This is a genomic window from Limimaricola variabilis, assembly GCF_014195545.1.
Lineage (GTDB): Bacteria > Pseudomonadota > Alphaproteobacteria > Rhodobacterales > Rhodobacteraceae > Limimaricola > Limimaricola variabilis.
The window spans coordinates 477,009-498,254 of sequence record NZ_JACIBX010000002.1 but is presented as its reverse complement, the minus strand read 5'-3'; the positions used below and the strand labels follow the sequence as shown (position 1 = coordinate 498,254).

Below are 21,246 nucleotides of genomic sequence, written 5' to 3'. Positions count from 1 at the left end.
GGGCGCCTCGCGGCTCCAGAGTGAGGGCACCCAAGCGCCCGGAGGCCCCATGATCGTCAACCTCGTCGTCCTGCTCGCCTGCCAGCTCGTGGGAGAGGTCGCGGCAAGGGGCCTCGGCCTGCCGGTCCCGGGCCCGGTCATCGGCATGGCGCTGCTGTTCGCGGCGCTGATCCTGCGTCCGAAGCTGGCCGAGCGGATCGCCCCGACGACCTCCGGGCTGCTGTCGCACCTGTCGCTGCTCTTCGTGCCGGCGGGCGTCGGCGTGGTCGGCCATCTCGACACGCTGGGCCAGCATGGCGTGGCGCTGATCGCGGCGCTGCTTCTATCGACCATCGCGGCGATCATGGCCGGGGTCTATGTCTTCCTCGCAGTGGCGCGGCTGACCGGAGCTCCGGAATGACCCCCGCCGATCCGGCCGAGATCTGGACCTATCTGCGCCAGGATCCGCTGCTGTGGCTCACCGCGACGCTGGTCGCCTACAGCCTCGGCGATCTCGCCTTTCGTCGCGCCGGGCGAAAGCCGCTGGTGAACCCGGTGCTGGTGGCGGTGGCGCTGCTGGCGGTGCTGCTGCGGCTCACCGGCACACCCTATCAGAACTACTTCGAGGGCGCGCAATTCGTGCATTTCATGCTCGGCCCGGCCACCGTGGCGCTCGCCGTGCCGCTTTATGCCAATCTGCGGCTGATCCGCTCGGCCTTCTGGCCGATGCTGGCGGCGCTGGCGGCGGGGTCGGTGACGGCGCTGGTGACGGCGGTCGGCATCGGCGCCGCCTTCGGGCTGAGGGGCGAGACGCTGCTGTCGCTGGCGCCGAAATCGGTGACCGCGCCGGTGGCGCTCGGCGTATCCGAGACGATCGGCGGCGCACCCAACCTGACGGCGGTGCTGGTGATCATCACCGGCATCACCGGTGCAGTTGTAGCGACACCGCTCTTGAACCTGTTCCGCATCCGCGACTGGCGCGCGCGCGGCCTCGCGGTCGGTGTCGCGGCGCATGGCATCGGCACGGCGCGGGCGTTTCAGGTCAACGAGACGGCGGGTGCCTTCGCGGGCATCGGCATGGGTCTCAACGCGCTGCTGACGGCGCTGATCGCGCCGCTGCTGGCGCCATGGCTGGTCGCGCTTCTCGCCGGCTGACGGGTTGCGCGCCGCGCCCGGGCGGCGCAGTCTGGCGGCCCGAAGAGGAGCCATGCCATGACCGACGATACCGACCGCCACGCCGCCAAGATGGCCAAGAAGAAGGCCGCGCGCGACAAGATCATGGCCACCAAGACCGACGAAAAGGGCCTGGTCATCGTCCATACCGGCAAGGGCAAGGGCAAGTCGTCGGCCGCTTTCGGCATGATCTTCCGCTGCATCGCCCACGAGATGCCCTGCGCGGTGGTGCAGTTCATCAAGGGCGGGATGTCCACCGGCGAGCGTGACCTGATCCTGTCGCGCTTCTCCGATGTCTGCCAGTTCCACACCATGGGCGAAGGCTTTACCTGGGAGACCCAGGACCGCACCCGCGACACCGAGATGGCCCAGGCCGCCTGGGAGAAGGCCAAGGAGCTGATCCGCGATCCCGAGATCCGCATGGTACTGCTCGACGAGATCAACATCGCGCTGCGCTACGAGTATCTCGACATCAAGGAGGTGGTGGCCTTCCTGCGCGAGGAGAAGCCCGAGATGACGCATGTCGTGCTGACCGGCCGCAACGCGCATGAGGACCTGATCGAGGCGGCCGATCTCGTCACCGAGATGGAGCTTGTGAAGCACCCATTCCGCTCGGGCATCAAGGCGCAAAGAGGGGTCGAGTTCTGACCCCTCCCGCAATCCGGCTCAGTCAGGCCGCTCGATCAGCCGCTTCAGCTCGGCTACGACGCGATCCTCGCTGACCGGCTTGGAAAGCACCTGCGCGCGCGGGAACTCCTGCTTGAGCTCCTCGCCGTCGACATTGCCGGTGACGAAGAGCAGCGGCACGCCGAGCGCCGCGAGGTCGCGGGCCAGCGGTAGGCTCGAATCGCTGCCCAGCCGCACGTCGAGCACCGCCGCGTCGGGCCGGCTCGACACCGCGCGGCGCGCGTCGTCGAGCTTCGTGAACGGCCCCTCGACCAGCGCGCCCTGTTCGCCCAGCGCCATCTCCAGCGAGATCGCGATCAGGAACTCGTCCTCGACCACCATCACCCGCCGTCCGGCGAGCCGGGCCTCGCCCTGGGTCGCGCGCTCGCTCTCGGCGGCGTCCTGGCCGACCGGCAGCTCGATCGTGCAGATCACGCCCTCTTCGGCGAAATCGACCCGGACCTCGCCCTCCTCGGCGCGCAGGATCGAGCGCAGCAGCGTCGAGCCGAAGCCGGACCGCTCGGGCGCCGTCACCCTCGGTCCGCCGCTCTCGCGCCAGACGACGCGGGCGCGGCCCGGGGCCAGCCGGCTCACCTCGACCGACACGCGGCCGGTCTCGTTGCTGAGCGCCCCGTACTTGATGGCGTTGGTGGTCAGTTCGTAGAGCGCCAGCGACAAGCTTTCGGCGATCTTGGGTTCCAGCGTCGCGCCGGTGGCGCCGCTCATCGAGAACCGGTCCGGCTCGGGAGCGAAGGGCGACATCGCGCTGTCAACCACGTCCGAGACCCTGAGCGCGCTGTCGGAGAGCTGCACGGTCAGCGCATGGCTGCGCGACAGCGCTTCCATCCGACCCAGCAGGCTGCGCTCCAGATCCGTCACCGACTCCGCGCGGCGCGCCGACATGCGCACCATGCCCTGCAGCACGGAGAGCATGTTGCGCGTGCGATGATTGAGCTCCGAGGTCAGCAGGCGCAGCCGCTCCTCGGCTTCCTTGCTCTCGGTGATGTCGATCACATGGCCGATGATCCGCACATGGCCGGTCTCGGGATCGCTCAGGTGCCGACCATGCGCAGCGATCCAGCGCACCACGCCATCGGCGCGCAGGATACGGCAGTCGAAGGACCAGCTGGTCCGGTCACGCAGTGCCGCGCCGAAGGTCGCAGCAACCCTTTCGCGGTCATCCTCGACGACATGGTTCAGGAAATCGTCATAGCTCCAGGACGGCAGAAGGGTCTCGTAGCCGAAGATCCGGTCGTGCCGCAGACTTCGCCAGGCCCGGCCGGTGGTCGTGTCGAGACTCCACAGCCCGATCTCGCCTACCGCGAGCACCAGCTCCAGATGATCCGCCTCACCGTCCAGTTCCGTCAGCTCTGTCATTCGGTCCAACTGCTTATCCAAGATACTGAGCTATATGTTCGCCTCATCGGTTTGAACAGCCACGACAGTCGCAGCCATGTTTTGTGCGCGAGCGTACGGGCTTCATTCCAGATCCCGCCCGGTCGAGAGCGCCGCCGGGTCCAGCCGCAATTCGATCACCGCGAGGCGACCGGACGCCCGGGCCCGCTCGAAGGCCTGCGCGAAGTCCTCGTCGCGCTCAACCGTTTCACCATGCCCGCCATAGGCCCGCGCCAAAGCGGCGAAATCCGGATTGGCAAGGTCGGTGCCCGAGACCCGGCCCGGATAGTGCCGTTCCTGATGCATGCGGATCGTGCCGTAGCGGCCGTTATTGGCGACGATCACGATCGGCGCGGCACCGTGCTGGATGGCGGTCGACATCTCGTTGAGCGTCATCTGGAAACAGCCATCCCCGGCGAGGCAGACCACTGCGCGGTCCGGATGCTCGAGCGAGGCCGAGATCGCGGCAGGAAAGCCGTAGCCCATCGAGCCCGAGGTCGGCGCAAGCTGCGTGCCGGGCCGCTTGAAGCGGAAGTAGCGATGCAGCCAACCGGCGTAATTGCCCGCCCCGTTGGTGAGGATCGCGTCCTCGGGCAGATTCTCCGACAGCCAGCCGACGACGCTTTCCAACCGGACCGCGCCGGGCGTCTCGCGCGGGGTGAGCCAGCTCTCGTAGCCCAGGCGCGCCGCGCCGATCCAGTCCGACCTGCCGGGACCGGCCGGCTCCTGCGCTGCCAGCGCCGCCACCATCTCGGGCGCCCGCGCCGTGACGGCGATCTCCGGCCGCCAGATCCGGCCGATCTCGTCCGCATCGGCATGGACGTGGATCAGCGCCTTGTCGTGCCCGGCGGGGTCTATCAGCGAAAACCCTTGTGTCTCGATGTCACCCAGCCGCGAGCCGAGCACCAGCAGCGCGTCCGAAGCGCGCACCCGCTCGGCCAGCGCCGGGTTGATGCCGACATTCAGGTCGCCCGCGTAATGCGGATGCCGGTTGTCCATGTAGTCCTGCCGCCGGAATCCCGCCGCCACCGGCAGGCCCTGCGCCTGTGCGAAGCGGGCGAGATCTGCGGCAGCCTCTGTCGACCAGTGCGGCCCGCCGACCACGACGAGCGGACGCTCGGCCCGGCTTAGCCTCTCGACGATCCGCGCCGCTGCCGCCGACAGGTCAGGGGCCAGCCGCTCGGGAGCGGGAGAGAGATCGCGCGCCTCGGCGCCGCCCGACAGCACGTCCTCGGGCAGTGCCAGCACCACCGGGCCGGGGCGGCCCGACATCGCCACCTCGAAGGCGCGGCCGACATATTCCGGGATTCGCGCGGTGTCGTCGATTTCCGCCACCCATTTCGCCAGCGGGGCGAACATGGCGCGGTAATCGACCTCCTGGAACGCCTCGCGGTCGCGGTCCGCGCGGGCGATCTGGCCGACGAAGAGCACCATCGGCGTGCTGTCCTGACGGGCGACATGCACGCCGGCACTGGCATTGGTCGCGCCCGGGCCGCGGGTGACGAAGGCGACGCCGGGCCGCCCGGTCAGCTTGCCATGCGCCTCGGCCATCATCGCGGCGCCCCCTTCCTGGCGGCAGACCACGTTGGCGATCTCGGCGTCGTGCAAGCCGTCGAGCACCGCCAGAAAGCTCTCGCCCGGGACCGAGAACACCCGTTCCACCCCGAGCCGGACCAGTTGATCCACCAGAATCTTTCCACCGTGCCGCATCTTCATCTCCTCCGATCCCGGGCCGACCATGCCGGGCCGGGACAGAGGGGACAAGATGCCCACCGCGCTGCTCAGAGGCTGGCCTCGGGTCGGAAGCCCTCGGGGATGCGGTCGCGCCCTTCGAGCACCAGATCCGCCATCACCTCGCCCACCAGCGGCGCGAGGCCGAAGCCGATCTTGAAGCCGCCATTGGCGATGAAGGCGTTGTCGCGGAACGGATGGCTGCCCAGCATGGGCGCGCGGCTCCTCGCCCGGGGCCGCACCCCGGCCCAGCGCGCGACGACCTCGGCCTCCGCCAGCGCAGGGCAAATCCCATGGGCCCGCGCGATCAGCTCGTCGAGTTGCGCATCGGTCGCGGCGCCGTCGTCATAGTCGCGCTCGGAGGTCGATCCGATGCCCACCGTGCCATCGGCATGCGGCACCGCGTGCAGGCCGTCGACGAAGAGCTGGGGCATATCGGCGGCGTCGAAGCCGCGCGCCCGAAGCAGCGCCGCCTGCCCTTTCACGCCGGTCCCGGCGGTCTTGCCAGCCAGCGCCGAGATCTCTTCGAGCCCGGCGACGCCCGTGGCCCAGACCACCGGCCCTTCCGGCAGCCCCTCGCGCGCGATCTCGCCGCCCAGCGTCTCAAAGGCGCCCGCGAGCGCCAGTGTCGCGCGGCGCGGATGCAGCCGGGCGGTCAGCGTGTCGTGCACGAGCATGCCGCTTGGACTCGCCGGCGCCCAGTCGCCGCCCCAGCCGCCTTCATGGGCCGCGATCACCCGCCATTCGGCCCGTCCCTGCCAAAGATCGGCGGCGCCGCGTGCGCGTTCCTCGGCCCGCGCCACCGCCGCCGCGTCGGCGAGCGGCTGCAGCCGGCCGGTACGGGCATAGCCGGGATCGGCACCGGAAAGCCGCGCGATGTCGGCCCAATACGCCTCGGCCATCAGCAGCGCCTCGAGCTGGAACGCCTTCTTGTCGTTCCACTGCTCGGGCACATGCGGCGCCAGCGCGCCGACGATCCCGCCCGAGGCGCCGGCGGCCGGACCCGCCGGGTCGATCACCCGCACATGCGCACCGCGACGGGCGCAGGCCACCGCGACCGCGAGGCCCCAGGCCCCTGCCCCCATCACCGTCAGATCCACGCTTGCCATCGACCGCCGCCCCCGCCATCACGAAGGCGCAACCTAAGGCAGACGCGCATGAACGACCAGCAGGCCGGGCTCTCGTGGCGCGACGACCGCATCCCGGTCTCGACCCGCTTCGACGATCCCTACTTCTCGATTCAGGACGGGCTGGCCGAGACGCGGCACGTGTTTCTGGCGGGCAACGGCCTGCCGGAGCGCTTCGGCGGAGATTTCCGGATCATGGAAACGGGCTTCGGCACCGGGCTGAATTTTCTCACCGCCTGGGAAGCCTGGGAAGCGGCGCAGCCGGGCGGCACCCTGCGTTTCACCAGCTTCGAAGCCTTTCCGATGACACCCGCCGACACCGCCCGGGCCCTTGCCGCGTTTCCGACGCTGGCGCCCTATTCGGCCCGCCTCGTCGCGGTGCTGGAGGATGGCCCCGGGCCATATGTCTTCGACGGCGCGGTGACCCTGGAGATCGTTCGGGGCGACGCGCGCGAGACGCTGCCCGGACATGACGGCCACGCCGACGCGTGGTTCCTCGACGGCTTTGCCCCGGCCAAGAACCCCGAACTGTGGGGCGACGCGCTGATGGCCGAGGTCGCGGCCCATACCGCACCGGACGGCACACTGGCGAGCTACACCGCCGCCGGCCATGTCCGCCGGGCGCTGGCCGCCGCCGGGCTCGAGGTGACGCGGGCGCCGGGCTTCGGGCGCAAGCGCCACATGACCATCGCCCGGAGGCCCCTGTGATGCGGACCGACAGCCGCCTCGGAATCCTGCTGATGACGATCACCACCTTCGTCTTCGCAATGCAGGATGGGATCTCGCGTTATCTGGCCGAGAACTACAACGTCTTCATGGTGGTGATGATCCGCTACTGGTTCTTCGCCGCCTTCGTGATCGCCATCGCACGGCACCAGAAGGGCTCGGTCCGGGCTGCCGCGCGCACCTCCCAGCCGCTGCTGCAGGCCTTCCGTGGCCTGCTGCTGGCGGGCGAGATCTGTGTGATGGTGATCGGCTTCGTCTATCTCGGCCTTGTTGAGAGCCACGCCATCTTCGCGGTCTACCCGCTGCTCATCGCCGCGCTGTCAGGCCCGGTGCTGGGCGAATCCGTGGGCTGGCGGCGCTGGGTCGCCATCGGCATCGGCTTTGCCGGGGTGTTGGTGATCCTGCGGCCCGGCTTCGGTGTCTTTTCGCCCGCAGCGCTGTTCCCGATGATCGCGGCGATGATGTTCGCGCTTTACGGGCTGCTTACCCGCTACGTCGCGCGGCGCGACGCGGCGGCCACGAGCTTCTTCTGGACGGGGGTGTCGGGTGCGGTGCTGATGACCGTGATCGGCCTGCCCAACTGGCAGCCGCTGATGGGATGGGACTGGGCGGTGATGGCGCTGCTTTGCGTCACCGGCGCCGGCGGACACTTCCTGCTGATCAAGACCTACGAGGTGGCCGAGGCCGGGGCGGTGCAGCCCTTCGCCTATCTGCAGCTGCCCTTCGCCGCCAGCTTGGGGCTCGTGGCCTTCGGCGAGACGCTCGCGCCCAACGTCGCGCTTGGCGCGCTGATCGTGGTGGGCGCGGGCGTGTTCACGCTGATCCGCACCCACCGCAAGGCCGGGTGATCACTCGGCCGGGCGCTGCGGGGGACGGATCCCGTCGATCGACAGCGGCGCGAGGTCCGAGATCGACATGGTCGAGGCGCGCCCCTGCGGCGTGACCTCGACCGCCGGCGGCACCGGGGCCGGCGGCATGGTGTCGAGATCGGCCTGCCGCGCCTGCGGCCGCACATGGGGCGGCTTGCCGTTGAGAATGTCCGAGAACCGCACCGGCCCGGTCTCGCCGGTCAGCCGGGCGCGATAGACCGGGATCGATTCGCTGACCCGCATCACGTAGTTGCGGGTCTCGGTGAAGGGGATGTGCTCGATCCAGTCGACCACATCTGCCTGCCCGATCCGCGGGTCGCCACGCTCGGCCATCCAGGTGCGCGGCCGCGAGGCGCCTGCGTTGTAGCCCGCCGAGATCATCACCGGGCTCTGGCCGAAGGTCTCCTCCAGATAGGCGAGGTAGCGCGAGCCGAGCTTCGCGTTGTAGCGCCAGTCGCTGGTCAGCTTGGCCCGAGAATAGGGCAAGCCCATCCAGCCCGCGACCTCCTCGGCGGTGGCCGGCATCAGCTGCATCAGCCCGAGGGCGCCCACCGGGCTGCCCGCGCCGATGTTGAACTCGCTCTCGCGCCGCGCGATCGACATCGCCAGCTCGGGGGCGACCGGCATCTCGGTCTCGGCCAACGCATGCAGCGGGAAATAGATTTCGGGGATCACGATCTGCCGGTAGGCCGCGGCCTTGCCCAGCGTCAGCGCCAGATGCGTCTCGTCGCGCTCCATCAGCATTCGCCCGAGCTGGGCGATGCCCTCGCGATCGAGCGACCGGCCCAGCTCGACCACGAAGCGCAGCGCGTCGCCATACCGCCCGGCATCGAGCAGGTAGGTCACCGCCTGGGTCCGGTCGTCCTCGAGGAAGTCGCCCTGCCGCCAGTCGGCCACCGGCTCGTGCCCGGCCAGCGCCGGGTCGAGCGTCAGGCCGAGCTTCTCGGCGGCCAGCAGGCCGTAGAAGGCGGTCTGGTGCAGCGCCGCGCGGGCATAGTCGAGCGCCGCCTGGTCGTAGGCCCCCGTGGCCTCCCGCGCGCGGCCCTGCCAGTACCCGGCGCGGGCCAGCGAGATCGGGCTCTCGACGTCGCTCTCGAGATGCTTGAAATGCGTCAGCGCCTTTTCCGGATCGTCGAGATAGGTCAGCGCGATATAGCCCGCGAGCCATTCGAGATCGGCGTAGAAGCTGCCCTCTTCGAGGAAATGCTGGCTGGCGAGCTTGTAGGCCCGCTCGGCCTCGCCCTGTCGCATCAGCCAGCGCGCCAGCGTCGCCCGCCAGGAGGCCCAGCGGAACGGGTCGCCCAGCGCCTTCTCGCTGCCGGTGTGCCGCTCGAGGATCTCGAGCGCCTCGGTGTAGTCGCCCTTGTCGGCGAAGCGGTTGAAGCGGGCATTGGCGATGCCGGGCGTGTCGCGCAGCCGCTCGGGCACGCGGCCGAGCATCTGCGCCGCGTTGCGGTCGCGGATCAGCGCCACGCGGGCCTCGGCGACCTTGCGCTCATCGGCCGAGAGCGTGTCGAACAGCCGCTCGGCATCGGTGATGCGCCAGCGCCAGAGCATGGCGTCGACCCGCTTGGCGTGGTGCGGGGCTAGGATGTCGCCGAAGGCGTCCATCATCGCGGCGTGGCCGGTGCCGTCGAGGCCCAGCGTCAGCCAGCTTTCGACCAGCATCTCGCGGGCGGCGTCGGGCTTGCCCTGCGCCATCAGCGCCTCGGCCAGCCGCACCGCGCCCTCGCCGGTCTCGGGAGCCGTGTCGCCGAACCAGGCGATGACCTGCTCTGGCGGCAGGCCCTTGGGCATGTCGCGCTCGCCCTCGGCGCGAATCTCGGACAGCCGGGGCCAGTCGGGATGCGCGCCGACAAAGGCGACGTAATCGGGCCACTCGCCGGCACCGGCGCGCAGCTTCTCCCAGGCCACGAGGTCAAGCGCCACGGCGCCCAGCGGCGCCGCCTCGGCCTTGGCCTGCGCCCAGTCGCGACGTTCGGCGGCGTCGAGAGCCGCTTCGATATCGGCCATCGCAGGCGCGGCCAACAGGCCCAGCGCGGTGGCGAGTGCGGTAGAGAATCGGGGGGTCGTCATCATGCGTGGCTGCTCCGGGATTCCGTGTCTCTCGGCATGGTGCGCCAACCTAGGTATACAGAGTTAAGGCGCAATTCACAAACTTGGCAAGCAGCGGAATCCCGTCTAGGGTCCGCGCGATTTTCATCCCCCCGACTCAGGATTTCTCGCATGTTCAAGGGATCTCTCCCGGCCCTCGTCACCCCCTTCGCAGATGGCCAGGTGGACCTCGAGACGCTGAAGAAACTGGTCGAATGGCACATCGATCAGGGCAGCCACGGCCTCGTGCCCGTCGGCACCACCGGCGAAAGCCCCACCCTCACCCATGAAGAGCACGATCTCGTGGTCGAGACCGTGGTGAAGACCGCCGCCGGCCGCATCCCGGTGATCGCCGGCGCGGGCTCGAACAACACCACCGAGACGGTACGCCTGGTCGAAGCGGCGAAATCCGCCGGCGCAGACGCGGCGCTCGTGGTCACGCCCTACTACAACAAGCCGACCCAGCGCGGGCTGGTTGCGCATTTCATGGCCGCCGCCGAGTGCGGCCTGCCGATCGTGATCTACAACATTCCCGGCCGCTCGGTGGTCGACATGACGCCCACCACCATGGGCGAACTGGCCCGCCACCCGATGATCGTCGGCGTGAAGGACGCGACCGGCGATCTGAGCCGCGTGCCCAAGCAGCGGATCCATTGCGGCGTCGATTTCATCCAGCTCTCGGGCGAGGACGCCACCGCGCTGGGCTTCAACGCCCATGGCGGTCGGGGCTGCATTTCGGTCACCGCCAACGTCGCGCCCCGGCTCTGCGCCGAGTTCCAGGAAGCGACGCTCCGGGGCCGCTACGACGTCGCGCTCGACCTGCTGGACCGGCTGATGCCGCTGCACGAGGCGATCTTCATGGAGCCGGGCGTGGCGGGCGCGAAATATGCTATGTCGGTGCTCGGCCTGTGCCGCGACGAGGTGCGCTCGCCGCTCACCCCGCTGCTCGAGGGCACCCGGCTCGCGATCAAGGACGCGCTGCGCCATGCCGGGCTGATCGGCCACTGACCCCACCGCGCCCGGCCGTGTCCGGGCGCGCCGCATCTTCCAGTGAATGGCGAAGGGCGGCGGCGCGCTGGACTCGGGCGCGTGGCGCCCCTAGATCGGGCGCATGGCCAAGAAAGAGCAGAACAAGAATTACAAGGTGATCGCCGAGAACCGGCGGGCGCGCTACGATTATGCGATCGAGAGCGATCTCGAATGCGGCATCCAGCTGATGGGGTCCGAGGTGAAGAGCCTGCGCACCGGCCAGTCCAACATCGCCGAGAGCTATGCCGCCGTCGAGGATGGCGAGCTGTGGCTCACCAATGCCTATATCGCCCCCTATGACGCGGGCCGCACCTTCGGCCACGAAGAGCGGCGCAAGCGCAAGCTGCTGGTCTCGCGCAAGGAGCTTGCACGGCTGTGGAACGCCACCCAGCGCGAGGGCATGACCATCGTGCCGCTGGTGATGTATTTCAACGATCGCGGCCTGGTGAAGCTCAAGATCGCCATCGCCAAGGGCAAGAAGCTGCACGACAAGCGCGCCACCGAGGCCAAGCGCGACTGGGGCCGGCAGAAGCAACGGCTGCTGCGCGAGGGGATCTAGGCCGCTTGCACCCGGCGGGCCACGGGTCTACTCCTCCGCCCGAGCGCCCCGACCCGAGGTAACGCATGCCCGAGACCGCCGACGACCCCCGCACGCTCGTCTCGACCCGCTGGCTGGCCGAGCGGCTCGGTGACCCCGACCTGCGGATCCTCGACGCCTCCTGGTACCTGCCGGATACCGGCCGTGATGGCCGCGCCGAATACGACGCGGCGCATATCCCGGGCGCCCGCTATTTCGACATCGACGACATCTCAGATCACCGCAGCGGCCTGCCCCACATGGCGCCGCCGCCCGAGAAATTCGTCGCCCGGCTGCGCGCCATGGGGGTCGGCGACGGCCACCGCATCGTCGTCTATGACGGCGCGGGGCTGTTCTCGGCGGCGCGCGTGCGCTGGCTGTTCCGGCTGATGGGCAAGGACGAGGTCGCGGTGCTCGATGGCGGGCTGCCGAAATGGCGCGCCGAGGGCCGTCCGCTCACCGCCGAGCCGACTCCGCTGCGCGACCGGCACCTGACCATCAACCCGCGCCGCGACATGGCCGTCGACGCCACCGAGGTGGCGCGCGCGGTCAAGCTCGGCAGCCATGTCATCGTCGATGCCCGCGCGAGCGCCCGCTTCGAGGGCGGCGCGCCGGAGCCGCGTGCCGGGCTGCGCTCGGGCCACATTCCCGGCTCGCGCAACCTGTTCTTCCGCGAGTTGCTGCGCCCCGACGGCACGATGAAGGACGAGCCCGGCATCCGCGCCGCCTTTGCACGCGCGGGCGTCGATCTCGACCGTCCGGTGATCACCACCTGCGGCTCCGGCGTGACGGCGGCGGTGCTGTCGTTGGCGCTCGAGCGGATCGGCAAGACCGACCACCAGCTTTATGACGGCTCCTGGTCCGAATGGGGCATGTTCCCCGACCTGCCGGTCGAGACCGGCCCCGCCAAGATTTCCGGCCCCGCCGAAGACAACCTCGAAGGATGAACATGTTCGAGAACCTGACCGACCAGCCTGCCGACAAGATCCTGGCGCTGATGAGCGCCTACAAGGCCGATCCGCGCGACGAGAAGATCGATCTCGGCGTCGGCGTCTACAAGGACGCTTCGGGCCGCACCCCGATCATGCGGGCCGTCAAGGCCGCCGAGGCCCGGCTGCTCCAGACCGAGGAAACCAAGAGCTATACCGCTCTGGCCGGCGACCCGGCCTTCGCCGACGCGATGATCGACCTGGTGCTGGCCGACACGCTGCCGCGCGACCGCGTCGCCGCCGTGGCAACGCCGGGCGGCACCGGTGCGGTGCGCCAGGCCTTCGAGATGATCGGCATGGCCTCGCCTGAGGCCACGATCTGGGTCTCCGACCCGACCTGGCCCAACCACCTGTCGATCCTCAAGCATCTCGACGCCAAGACCCGCAACTACCGCTATTTCGACGCCGAGACGCGCGGCCTCGACATGGCCGGCATGATGGCCGACCTCTCCGAGGCCAAGCCCGGCGACGTGGTGCTGCTGCATGGCTGCTGCCACAACCCGACCGGCGCCAATCCTTCGCCCGAGCAGTGGGACGAGATCGTGGCGACGCTCAAGGCGCGCCACCTCGTGCCGATGATCGACCTCGCCTATCAGGGCTTCGGTGACGGGCTCGACGCCGATGCGAGCGCCACCCGGCTGATCGCCGGCGCGCTCGACGAGGTGATCATCGCCGCCAGCTGCTCCAAGAACTTCGGCATCTACCGCGAGCGCACCGGCATCCTGATCGCCATCGGCCGTGACGTGCCGCAGACCCGCACACTGCAGGGCACGCTGTCCTACCTGAACCGGCAGAATTACTCCTTCCCGCCCGACCACGGCGCGCGGATCGTCTCGACCATCCTCGGCGACGCGGAGCTGCGCGCCGACTGGCAGGCCGAACTGGAAGAGGTGCGCACCGGCATGCTGCGGCTGCGCGAGGCGCTGGCCTCCGAGCTGCGGCAGCTGTCGAACTCCGACCGCTTCGATTTCCTGGCCCAGCATCGCGGCATGTTCTCGCGGCTGGGTGCCAGCCCCGAGCAGGTGGCGCGGCTGCGCGACGATCACGGCATCTACATGGTCGGCGACAGCCGGATGAACATCGCCGGTCTGAACGACCGCACCATCCCGATTCTGGCCCGCGCGATCATCGACGCCGGGGTCTGATTCCCATCAGCCTTGCAGGCATTCAGGCGCCGCCCCCCGGGGCGGCGTTTTCCGTTTTAGTACGGATTCCCCCGCTCCCTCACGAATCCGCGAAACTTTTGCTCCTCTCCGGTGGTTCTGCCAGCGAAACGGACACGGCGCGCCGCGCCGACTGTCCAGCAGCAACCCAAGGAGGTCGACATGGCCAGCACTGGCGAGACGATGGACCAGAAGGCGAAACGGGCGGCCGCCGACGCCAAGAGCGGCGCGGCCGAATTCGCCGACACCGCCCGTGAGCGGGCGCGGGAAATGGCCGAGGAGGCCAAGACCCGTGCCTATGATTACGGCCGCGAATACAAGAACGAAGCCGCCAGCGAGACGTCGAAGATCGCCGAAGCGCTGCGCAAGGCGGCCGACGATCTGCATGACGGCTCCCCGCAGGAGCGGATCTTCGCGAAGCTCGCTGACACCGTCGCGGACACCGCCGACGGCATCCGCGACATGGAACTCGACGAGATGGCCTACGCCGTCAACGACTTCGCACGCCGCAACCAGGCCGCCTTCCTCGGTGGCGCGGCACTTCTGGGCTTCGTCGCGGCCCGCTTCATGAAGGCCTCCGCCCGTCACGACGACTACCGCCTCGGCGGCCATGGTCGCGACGACCGCTATGCCCCGGACGTGACCCCGAACGACTATGACGAGGACGACCGCATCTCGCGCCCCGTGCCGACCTCCTCGCCGGTGACCAGCGCCGCGCCGCGCCCGGCCCCGACCGGCACCACCGGTACGACGGGCAGCACCGCCAGCACCGGCGCGACTACCGGCACCTCGGGAACGGTCGGCGGCACCAGCTCCACCGGCACCGCCTCGGCGACCGGCTCGACCGGCGGCGTCGGCGGCACCTCGGGTAGCGGCACCGGCAAGGCGGACCCGTCCTCCATGCCCGTCGGCGGCATCGACATGCCCGACGAGAAGCCCGAGATTCCCGGCAAGCCGCAGCCGGGCACGACCGGAGCGGTGAAAAAATGAGCTATACCGAACCCCAGAGCACCGACCCCAGGACGGAGCCCCCTGGCACCGTCCACCGGGTCGAGACAAAGAGCACGGCCGCGCTGCTCTCCGAGGCGCTCAACCATGTGAGTGGCCTCGTCCGCAAGGAGGTCGACCTCGCCCGGGCCGAGATGTCGCGTGCGGTGAGTCGCGCCGCGATGGGCATCGCCCTGCTGGTCGGCGCCGTGATCCTGAGCCTGACCGCGCTCAATGTCCTCGCCGCGGCCTTCGTGGCCTGGCTGGCGGAAACCGGCATCGGCGCGGGATGGTCCGCGCTGATCGTGGGCGGCGTGATCCTCGTGATCGCGGCGATCCTCGTGAAAGTCGGCATCAACCGCGTCAAGGCCGTAACCAATGCACCCAAGCGCAGCGCCGAAAGCATCCGACGCGACGCCGCTGCCGTCAAAGGAGCCATCAATGACTGACACCACCCGTTCCCCCGAAGAAATCGAGCGCGAGATCGAGACCGAGCGTTCCGAATTGCAGCGCACGATCGACGACCTGCAGGAGCGCCTTTCCTTCGACGGGCTGATGCGCTCCGTCACCGACAGCGTCACCGACAACGCCTCCGATATCGGTCGCACGATCTCCACGACCGTGCAGCGCAACCCGGTTCCGATCGCTCTGGTCGGCGCGGGCCTCGCCTGGCTCGCCGTGTCGAACGCACGTTCGAGCCATGACGACCCGCATTATGCCGGTGAGGTCGATTATCGCGGCCAGCGCGATTACGCCCGTTCGGGCCGTCTCGGCGCCGACCCCTACCTGTCGCGCAAATACGGCACCGACAAGATGGACGAGCCGCGCGGCCCGGTCCACGCCACGCCCGAGGATCACGGCGATTCGCCTTGGGAAGAGAGCCGCTCCCGCGGCGGTGCGCTGCGCGACCGCGCCCGCGGCGCGATGGGCGGCGCCCGTGGCAAGTTCGGCGAGTATCGCGAGCGGGCTCGTGCCCGTGGCAAGTCGATGGGCGCCTCGGCCCGCAGCCTGCGCGAGCGGATCGCCGACGGCACGCATGGCATGTCCGAAGAGGGCAAGAAGCGCGTGATCGCTGCCCGCACCCGTGCCTATGAGGCGCAGGTCAAGGCCGAGTACTATGCCCGCAAGGGCCGCGACAGCGCCGCCTCCATGTATGACCAGCAGCCCCTGCTGGGCGGCCTGCTGGCGATGGCGGCCGGGGCCGCGGTGGCCGCGATGCTGCCGCGCACCCGGCAGGAAGACGAAGCCTTCGGCACCTATCGCGACGATTTGATGGACGAAGCCTATCGCGTCTACGAGGAAGAGCGCGCGCGGCTGGCCGACGTGGCCAAGGCCACCGCCGAGGACGCCAAGGAGCAGGCCCAGGGCCTCGCCCGCACGGTGCAGGAAGACCTCAAGGACGCCGCGACCGACGTGCAGGGCCGCGCCCGCGAAGCGGCCGAGCACGTGGCCGACACCGCGAAGTCCGAAGCCCAGAAGAAGGATGTCGGCGCCTCCGCGCAGGCCGAGGCCGAGAAGGCCCGGCAGAAGGCCGGCGGTCACTGATCCGGCGAAACCAGACGGAAAAGGCGCCCTTCGGGGCGCCTTTTTCATGCCGATTCGAAAGCCGGAGGCCCGGGCGCGCATGCGCCCGGGCCTGTCACCGTCGAGCCTCGGGGAGGGTCAGCTCGGGGTGAAGTCGGGGTAGGCTTCCATGCCCAGCTCGGACATGTCGAGCCCGGCCGTCTCGACCTCTTCGCCGACCCGGATGCCCATCACCGCCTTGAGCACCATCCAGACCACCAGGCTGACGCTGAAGGTGAACACGCCGACGATGACGATCGGAACGATCTGGCCCGCGAAGGTGGCGTCGGGGTTGGTGAACAGCACTGCGATGGTGCCCCAGATGCCGCAGAATAGGTGCACCGGGATCGCGCCGACCACGTCGTCGATCTTCATGCGGTCGAGCATCGGCACCGTGAAGACCACGATCAGGCCACCGATCGCACCGATCAGCGTCGCCGCACCGAGCGATGGGGTCAGCGGCTCGGCGGTGATCGAGACCAGGCCCGCCAGCGCGCCGTTGAGCACCATGGTGATGTCGGGTTTCTTGTAGAGCAGTTGGGTGAAGATCAGCGCGGCGACCGCGCCACCCGCCGCGGCGGCGTTGGTGTTGGCAAAGATCCGACCGATATCGGCGACGTCGCCCACGGTGCCCATTGCCAGCTGCGAGGCGCCGTTGAAGCCGAACCAGCCCATCCACAGGATGAAGGTGCCGAGCGTCGCCAGCGCCAGGTTCGAGCCCGGCATCGGGATCACCCGGCCATCCTTGAACTTGCCGGCACGCGCGCCGAGCACCAGCACACCAGCCAGAGCCGCCCAGCCACCGACCGAATGCACGACCGTGGAGCCGGCGAAGTCGAGGAAGCCCCACTGGCTGTCGAGGAAGCCGCCGCCCCATTTCCAGCTCGCCTGGATCGGGTAGATCAGGCCGGTCAGGACGATGGTGAAGATCAGGAAGGGCCACAGCTTGATGCGCTCGGCCAGCGTGCCCGAGACGATCGAGGCGGTGGTCGCGGCGAACATCAGCTGGAAGAAGAAGTCACCCGAGGTCGCGGCATAGCCGTAATCGTCGGCCGCATCACGACCGATGCCGACCGCTTCGAGCACCGCAACGCCGAAGGCGCCGATATAGCCGCCGGTCTCATCCGAGCCGATCGACCAGTTGCCCAGCGGATACATCAGGTTGTAGCCGATCAGGTAGTACATGATCCCCGCGAAGGAGAAGAGCGACACGTTCTTGAGGCACTGCATGGCGACGTTCTTGGAACGCACCAGCCCGGCCTCGAGCATGGCGAAACCGGCCGCCATCCAGAACACGAGGAAGCCGCCGATCAGGAACAGCAGCGAGTTGAGGATGAAGGCGGTGTCGGTCGCGGCGGCGATTCCCGCCTCGAGGGCCGCGGGTTCGGCGGCCTCGGCCGCCTCCTGGGCGAAGGCCGGTCCGGCCATCAGGCAGGCGAGCGGCAGCAGCCCGCGCAACGGGGTTTTCCAGTGGGTCATTCCTGTGTCTCCTGGGAGGGTCGGCTCAGAGCGCGTCGTCGTCGGTTTCGCCGGTCCGCACGCGCAGCGCGCTCTCGACGTCGAGCACGAAGATCTTGCCGTCGCCGATCTTGTCGGTGCGGGCGGTGCGGGCGATCGTCGCCACGACCTGCTCGGCCAGCCCCTCGGGGACCACGATCTCGAGCTTGACCTTCGGCACGAAATTGACGGCGTATTCTGCGCCGCGATAGATCTCGGTGTGACCGGACTGGGAGCCGAAGCCCTTGATCTCGGTCACCATCATGCCGCGCACGCCCTGCGAGGTCAGCGCCTCGCGCACCTCCTCGAGCTTGAACGGCTTGATCGTTGCGATGATGAGTTTCACGTCGGTCCCCTTGTGGCGTCTCGGTACGACTGCCCTCAAAAGCCCCTGTTCCTGCCCATGGGGCAAGCAATGGGGCGCGTCCGGACCTGCCCCAGACCGGGCATGATGCACAATTTTTGCACAAAGAGGTCGGGATGCCCGATTCATGTGCGGCGTAAAAATGCCGACAGGAGGAATCCCCGCCGCTCAACATTCCGCTGCGATGCAGCTATGCTGGCCGACAATCATAACGGACAGGCATCGTCAGATGAGCGCGAGCAACGGCAGAAAACCGCCCCTCACCGCGGAGCGGCGCTACGGCGGCAGTGGCGGTAACGGCGGTAATGGCGGCGGCAGGGGTGATGGCGGCAAGCCAAAGGCGCGCGCCACCGCCAAGCCCGCTTCGCGCCGTGCCGCCCGTGCCCGCAAGCCGCGTGAACCGCGCCAGCCGCGCGGCCCACTGGGCTTCGTTGCGGCGCTGGTCTCGGGGCTGCTGCGCTTCGTGATGCGGGTGGTCTGGGGCATCGGCTGGCGCATGGCGCTGGCGCTGACGCTGGTGGTGGGTCTGGGCGTCGCCTATTACGCGGCACAGCTGCCGCCGGTGACTGATCTGGTCGATGGCCGGGCCCGCGGCTCGGTGACGATGCTCGACCGCGACGGCGCGACCTTCGCTTGGCGCGGCGACCAGTTCGGCGGCATGATCACCGCCGACACGATCAGCCCGCATCTGCGCAACGCCGTGGTCGCGACCGAGGACCGCCGCTTCTGGTGGCACCCCGGTATCGACCCGCAGGGCATCGCCTCGGCGGTGCGTATCAACCTGAGCGAAGGCCGCGGCCCGCTTTCGGGCAATGGCGGCTCCACCATCACCCAGCAGACCGCCAAGCTGTTGTGCCTCGGCAAGCCCTTCGACGCCTCTGTCTGGAAGAACGAGAGCGAATACGAGGCCGACTGCCGGCGCACCACGCTGTGGCGAAAGGTGCAGGAAGCGGTCTACGCGATGGCGATGGAGGCCCGCTACTCCAAGGACGAGATCCTCACCATCTATCTCAACCGTGCCTATCTCGGTGCCGGCACGCGCGGCTTCGAGGCCGCCTCGCAGCGCTATTTCGGCAAGCCGGCGGCACAGGTGAACCCGGCCGAGGCGGCGATGCTGGCGGGGCTTCTCAAGGCGCCGACCACCTATGCGCCGACCAACAACCTGTCGCGCAGCCAGGGCCGCGCCAGCGTCATCGTCGGGCTGATGCAGGACCAAGGCTATCTCTCGGCGGCCGAGGCCGAGGCCGCGCGGGCCAACCCCGCTACGCTCTCCGCCACGGCCCAGCAGGACCAGGGCGGCTATTTCGCCGACTGGGTGATGGATACCGGCCCCGAGTTCTTCACCCGCGACACCACCGAGGACGTGGTGATCCGCACCACCCTCGATCCGCGGATCCAGACCGCGGCCGAAAAGGCGCTGCTGCAAGTGTTCGAGGAACGGGTGAGCCCCGGCTCCGAGGCGCAGGCCGCGATCGTGGTGATGAGCGCCGACGGCGCGGTGCGCGCCATGGTCGGCGGGCGCAACGTCAAGGCGTCCGGCGCCTTCAACCGCGCCACTCAGGCGCTGCGCCAGACCGGCTCCTCCTTCAAGCCGTTCATCTATGCCGCGGCGCTCGATCTGGGCATGCAGCCCTACGACCTCGTCGATGACAGCCCGCTGACCATGAACATCCCCGGCTCGGGGGCCTGGTCGCCCGAGAACTACGACCGCAAGTATGACGGCATGGTCACCCTGACCGAGGCCCTGGCCGAAAGCCGCAACATCCCGGCGGTGAAGGTCTCCGAGCAGGTCGGCCGCGAGAACGTGCGCACCGTGGCCTCGATGTTCGGCATCGACAGCGATCTCGCCGCCGGGCCGGCGCTGGCGCTCGGCGTGTCGGAGAGCACGCTGCTGGAGATGACCGGCGCCTATGCGGGCATCCTCAACGGCGGCTCCTCGGTGACGCCCTACGGGCTGCTGGAACTCAAGCTCAAGGGCGACGACACGCCGCTGATGGGCACCGGTGGCGGCATCGGCGAACGGGTCATCAGCCAGGACGCCGCCGAGAAGCTGACCTGGATGATGAGCCGCGTCGTCGCCGAGGGCACCGGCAGCCGTGCCCAGATCGATGGCTGGGAAGTGGCCGGCAAGACCGGCACCACGCAAGGCGCGCGCGACGCCTGGTTCGTGGGCTTCGCGGGCGATTACGTCGCCGGCGTCTGGATGGGCTACGACGACAATCGGCCGCTATCGGGCGTCACCGGGGGCGGCCTGCCCGCCACCATCTGGCGCGAGACCATGGTGCGGGTGCTCGAGGGCCAGCCGGTCAAGCCGCTGCCGATGCGCGTCCCCGAGCCGTCGCAGGCCCCGGAGGCGATCGCCGGAAGCGAGAACGTCTCGCCCTCGGGCGGTCAGGCCAGCGACCCCGAGACCGACCGGATCCTGCGCGAGATGCTGGGCCAGCCCGAACCGGCGCAGCAACAGCAGGCGCAGCCCGCCCAGCAGCAGCCGGATCGCGAGCGGGTCATCCTCGACGTGCTGAACTCGATCCTCGGCGCCGCGACCAACTGAGCCTTAGCCCGGCTCCTCGTCGCTGCCGTCCCCGTCCTCGGGGGCGGCATCGGCGGCGCCCTCCTCCGCATCCGTGTCAGGCACGTCTTCATCATCCGTCGCCTCGTCGGGCTCGGTGGCCGCTTCCTCGGCGCTCTCCTCTTCCACCTCTTCCGAGGCAGACGTCTCCTCCTTGTCGTCGGGCGCCGTCTCCTCCGGCAGGATCACCCGCGGCAGGATGATGCGCGGCGGCGGCAGGCCGGTCTCGGCCTCGGCGTCGCCGGCCTCGATCTCGGTGAAGCCGGGCTCATCGCCGTCCTCCTCGCCCGGTTCGCAGCGCTCGTAGCGGAAGGCATAGCCGTTCCACAGCATGATCAGCCCGCCATCCTCGGCCGCCGTCATCAGCAGCGCCCGCTCGGTCCAGCTGGTGTCACCGGCGCTGCATGTCATGGTGTAGAGCGTGGCATCCATGTCGACCACGTCGACCGGATTGGTCATCTGGCACTGGCTGTCGACTCCCTCGAACAGCCCGTCCGTGATCCGCAGCGCGCCCCCGTCCTCGCCGATCGCGGAACAGTCCGCATCGCCGCTGACTCGGTAGGTGCCGTCATAGGGCGTGGCCGAGGCCGCCCCCGCGGCCAACGCCGCCAGTCCCCAGATCGCCGGGATATTCATGATTCGCAAAGTCATACCCGCTAAGTTAGCGGCCGTGGCGTTCCGGTCCAGCGATCCGCCGCCACCAAGGACACGAGACGGTGACGGCAACTGTTCAGAGCAGGGCGATTGC

General features: G+C 69.2%; 20 protein-coding genes. 13 read left to right on the top strand and 7 right to left on the bottom strand.

Features of this window, described 5'->3' with window-relative positions; translation table 11 throughout:
* Window positions 1-49: 49 nt before the first annotated feature.
* The 3 genes from FHS00_RS05520 to cobO are packed head-to-tail and all read left to right on the top strand — an operon-like array spanning window position 50 to window position 1,800.
* Entirely contained in the window at window positions 50-400 is a 351-nt protein-coding gene (locus tag FHS00_RS05520) for a CidA/LrgA family protein (protein ID WP_183470606.1), read from the top strand.
* A complete protein-coding gene (locus FHS00_RS05515; RefSeq protein WP_183470604.1) occupies window positions 397-1,134 on the top strand; it encodes an LrgB family protein in 738 nt (245 codons plus the stop codon). The genes FHS00_RS05520 and FHS00_RS05515 overlap by 4 nt, the downstream gene beginning before the upstream one ends.
* 57 nt (window positions 1,135-1,191) lie before the next feature.
* Window positions 1,192-1,800, top strand: a complete 609-nt coding sequence (gene cobO, locus FHS00_RS05510; protein WP_183470602.1) for a cob(I)yrinic acid a,c-diamide adenosyltransferase — start codon at window positions 1,192-1,194, stop codon at window positions 1,798-1,800.
* Between the two features lie 18 nt (window positions 1,801-1,818).
* Here cobO and FHS00_RS05505 read toward each other — a convergent pair whose 3' ends face one another.
* The 3 genes from FHS00_RS05505 to FHS00_RS05495 all read right to left on the bottom strand — a co-directional run bounded on the left by FHS00_RS05505 (window position 1,819) and on the right by FHS00_RS05495 (window position 6,053).
* Window positions 1,819-3,195, bottom strand: coding sequence for an HWE histidine kinase domain-containing protein (locus FHS00_RS05505; protein WP_183470600.1), 1,377 nt, complete (start codon window positions 3,193-3,195; stop codon window positions 1,819-1,821).
* A gap of 102 nt (window positions 3,196-3,297) precedes the next feature.
* Window positions 3,298-4,923 (bottom strand): thiamine pyrophosphate-binding protein, encoded by a 1,626-nt coding sequence (locus tag FHS00_RS05500; protein ID WP_183470598.1) that lies wholly within the window; start codon window positions 4,921-4,923, stop codon window positions 3,298-3,300.
* A 71-nt stretch (window positions 4,924-4,994) separates the two neighbouring features.
* Complete coding sequence (locus tag FHS00_RS05495) at window positions 4,995-6,053, bottom strand: NAD(P)/FAD-dependent oxidoreductase (RefSeq protein ID WP_183470596.1); 1,059 nt, start codon at window positions 6,051-6,053, stop codon at window positions 4,995-4,997.
* A gap of 48 nt (window positions 6,054-6,101) precedes the next feature.
* Here FHS00_RS05495 and mnmC2 point away from each other — a divergent pair, with 48 nt between their 5' ends.
* Window positions 6,102-6,779, top strand: a complete 678-nt coding sequence (mnmC2, locus tag FHS00_RS05490; protein WP_183470594.1) for a tRNA (5-methylaminomethyl-2-thiouridine)(34)-methyltransferase MnmC2 — start codon at window positions 6,102-6,104, stop codon at window positions 6,777-6,779.
* Window positions 6,779-7,645, top strand: a complete 867-nt coding sequence (locus FHS00_RS05485) for a DMT family transporter (RefSeq protein ID WP_183470593.1) — start codon at window positions 6,779-6,781, stop codon at window positions 7,643-7,645. Before mnmC2 ends, FHS00_RS05485 begins: the two co-directional genes overlap by 1 nt.
* Here the strand turns inward: FHS00_RS05485 and FHS00_RS05480 are convergent, their stop codons facing one another.
* Window positions 7,646-9,745 (bottom strand): lytic transglycosylase domain-containing protein, encoded by a 2,100-nt coding sequence (locus FHS00_RS05480; protein ID WP_183470592.1) that lies wholly within the window; start codon window positions 9,743-9,745, stop codon window positions 7,646-7,648.
* A gap of 147 nt (window positions 9,746-9,892) precedes the next feature.
* On the opposite strand from FHS00_RS05480, the gene dapA reads away from it, so the two are divergent.
* The 7 genes from dapA (at window position 9,893) to FHS00_RS05445 (ending at window position 16,050) form a co-directional block, all read left to right on the top strand.
* Window positions 9,893-10,768, top strand: coding sequence for a 4-hydroxy-tetrahydrodipicolinate synthase (gene dapA, locus FHS00_RS05475; RefSeq protein WP_183470591.1), 876 nt, complete (start codon window positions 9,893-9,895; stop codon window positions 10,766-10,768).
* A 103-nt stretch (window positions 10,769-10,871) separates the two neighbouring features.
* A complete protein-coding gene (gene smpB / locus FHS00_RS05470; protein ID WP_183470590.1) occupies window positions 10,872-11,348 on the top strand; it encodes an SsrA-binding protein SmpB in 477 nt (158 codons plus the stop codon).
* A 65-nt stretch (window positions 11,349-11,413) separates the two neighbouring features.
* On the top strand, window positions 11,414-12,313 hold the full coding sequence (gene sseA, locus FHS00_RS05465) for a 3-mercaptopyruvate sulfurtransferase (RefSeq protein ID WP_183470589.1): 900 nt from the start codon (window positions 11,414-11,416) through the stop codon (window positions 12,311-12,313).
* 2 nt (window positions 12,314-12,315) lie between these two features.
* On the top strand, window positions 12,316-13,500 hold the full coding sequence (locus FHS00_RS05460) for an amino acid aminotransferase (RefSeq protein ID WP_183470588.1): 1,185 nt from the start codon (window positions 12,316-12,318) through the stop codon (window positions 13,498-13,500).
* 180 nt (window positions 13,501-13,680) lie between these two features.
* Window positions 13,681-14,508: a hypothetical protein gene (locus FHS00_RS05455; RefSeq protein WP_183470586.1), complete on the top strand. Its 828-nt coding sequence runs from the start codon at window positions 13,681-13,683 to the stop codon at window positions 14,506-14,508.
* Window positions 14,505-14,954 (top strand): phage holin family protein, encoded by a 450-nt coding sequence (locus FHS00_RS05450; RefSeq protein ID WP_183470584.1) that lies wholly within the window; start codon window positions 14,505-14,507, stop codon window positions 14,952-14,954. The genes FHS00_RS05455 and FHS00_RS05450 overlap by 4 nt, the downstream gene beginning before the upstream one ends.
* On the top strand, window positions 14,947-16,050 hold the full coding sequence (locus tag FHS00_RS05445) for a DUF3618 domain-containing protein (RefSeq protein WP_183470582.1): 1,104 nt from the start codon (window positions 14,947-14,949) through the stop codon (window positions 16,048-16,050). Before FHS00_RS05450 ends, FHS00_RS05445 begins: the two co-directional genes overlap by 8 nt.
* 117 nt (window positions 16,051-16,167) lie before the next feature.
* Here FHS00_RS05445 and FHS00_RS05440 read toward each other — a convergent pair whose 3' ends face one another.
* Window positions 16,168-17,547 (bottom strand): ammonium transporter family protein, encoded by a 1,380-nt coding sequence (locus tag FHS00_RS05440; protein ID WP_183470580.1) that lies wholly within the window; start codon window positions 17,545-17,547, stop codon window positions 16,168-16,170.
* A gap of 25 nt (window positions 17,548-17,572) precedes the next feature.
* On the bottom strand, window positions 17,573-17,911 hold the full coding sequence (locus tag FHS00_RS05435; RefSeq protein ID WP_183470578.1) for a P-II family nitrogen regulator: 339 nt from the start codon (window positions 17,909-17,911) through the stop codon (window positions 17,573-17,575).
* Window positions 17,912-18,158: 247 nt separating this feature from the next.
* On the opposite strand from FHS00_RS05435, the gene FHS00_RS05430 reads away from it, so the two are divergent.
* Complete coding sequence (locus FHS00_RS05430) at window positions 18,159-20,480, top strand: transglycosylase domain-containing protein (RefSeq protein WP_183470576.1); 2,322 nt, start codon at window positions 18,159-18,161, stop codon at window positions 20,478-20,480.
* 3 nt (window positions 20,481-20,483) lie between these two features.
* On the opposite strand, the gene FHS00_RS05425 is transcribed toward FHS00_RS05430, so the two are convergent.
* Window positions 20,484-21,134 (bottom strand): hypothetical protein, encoded by a 651-nt coding sequence (locus tag FHS00_RS05425; protein ID WP_183470574.1) that lies wholly within the window; start codon window positions 21,132-21,134, stop codon window positions 20,484-20,486.
* Window positions 21,135-21,246 lie beyond the last annotated feature (112 nt).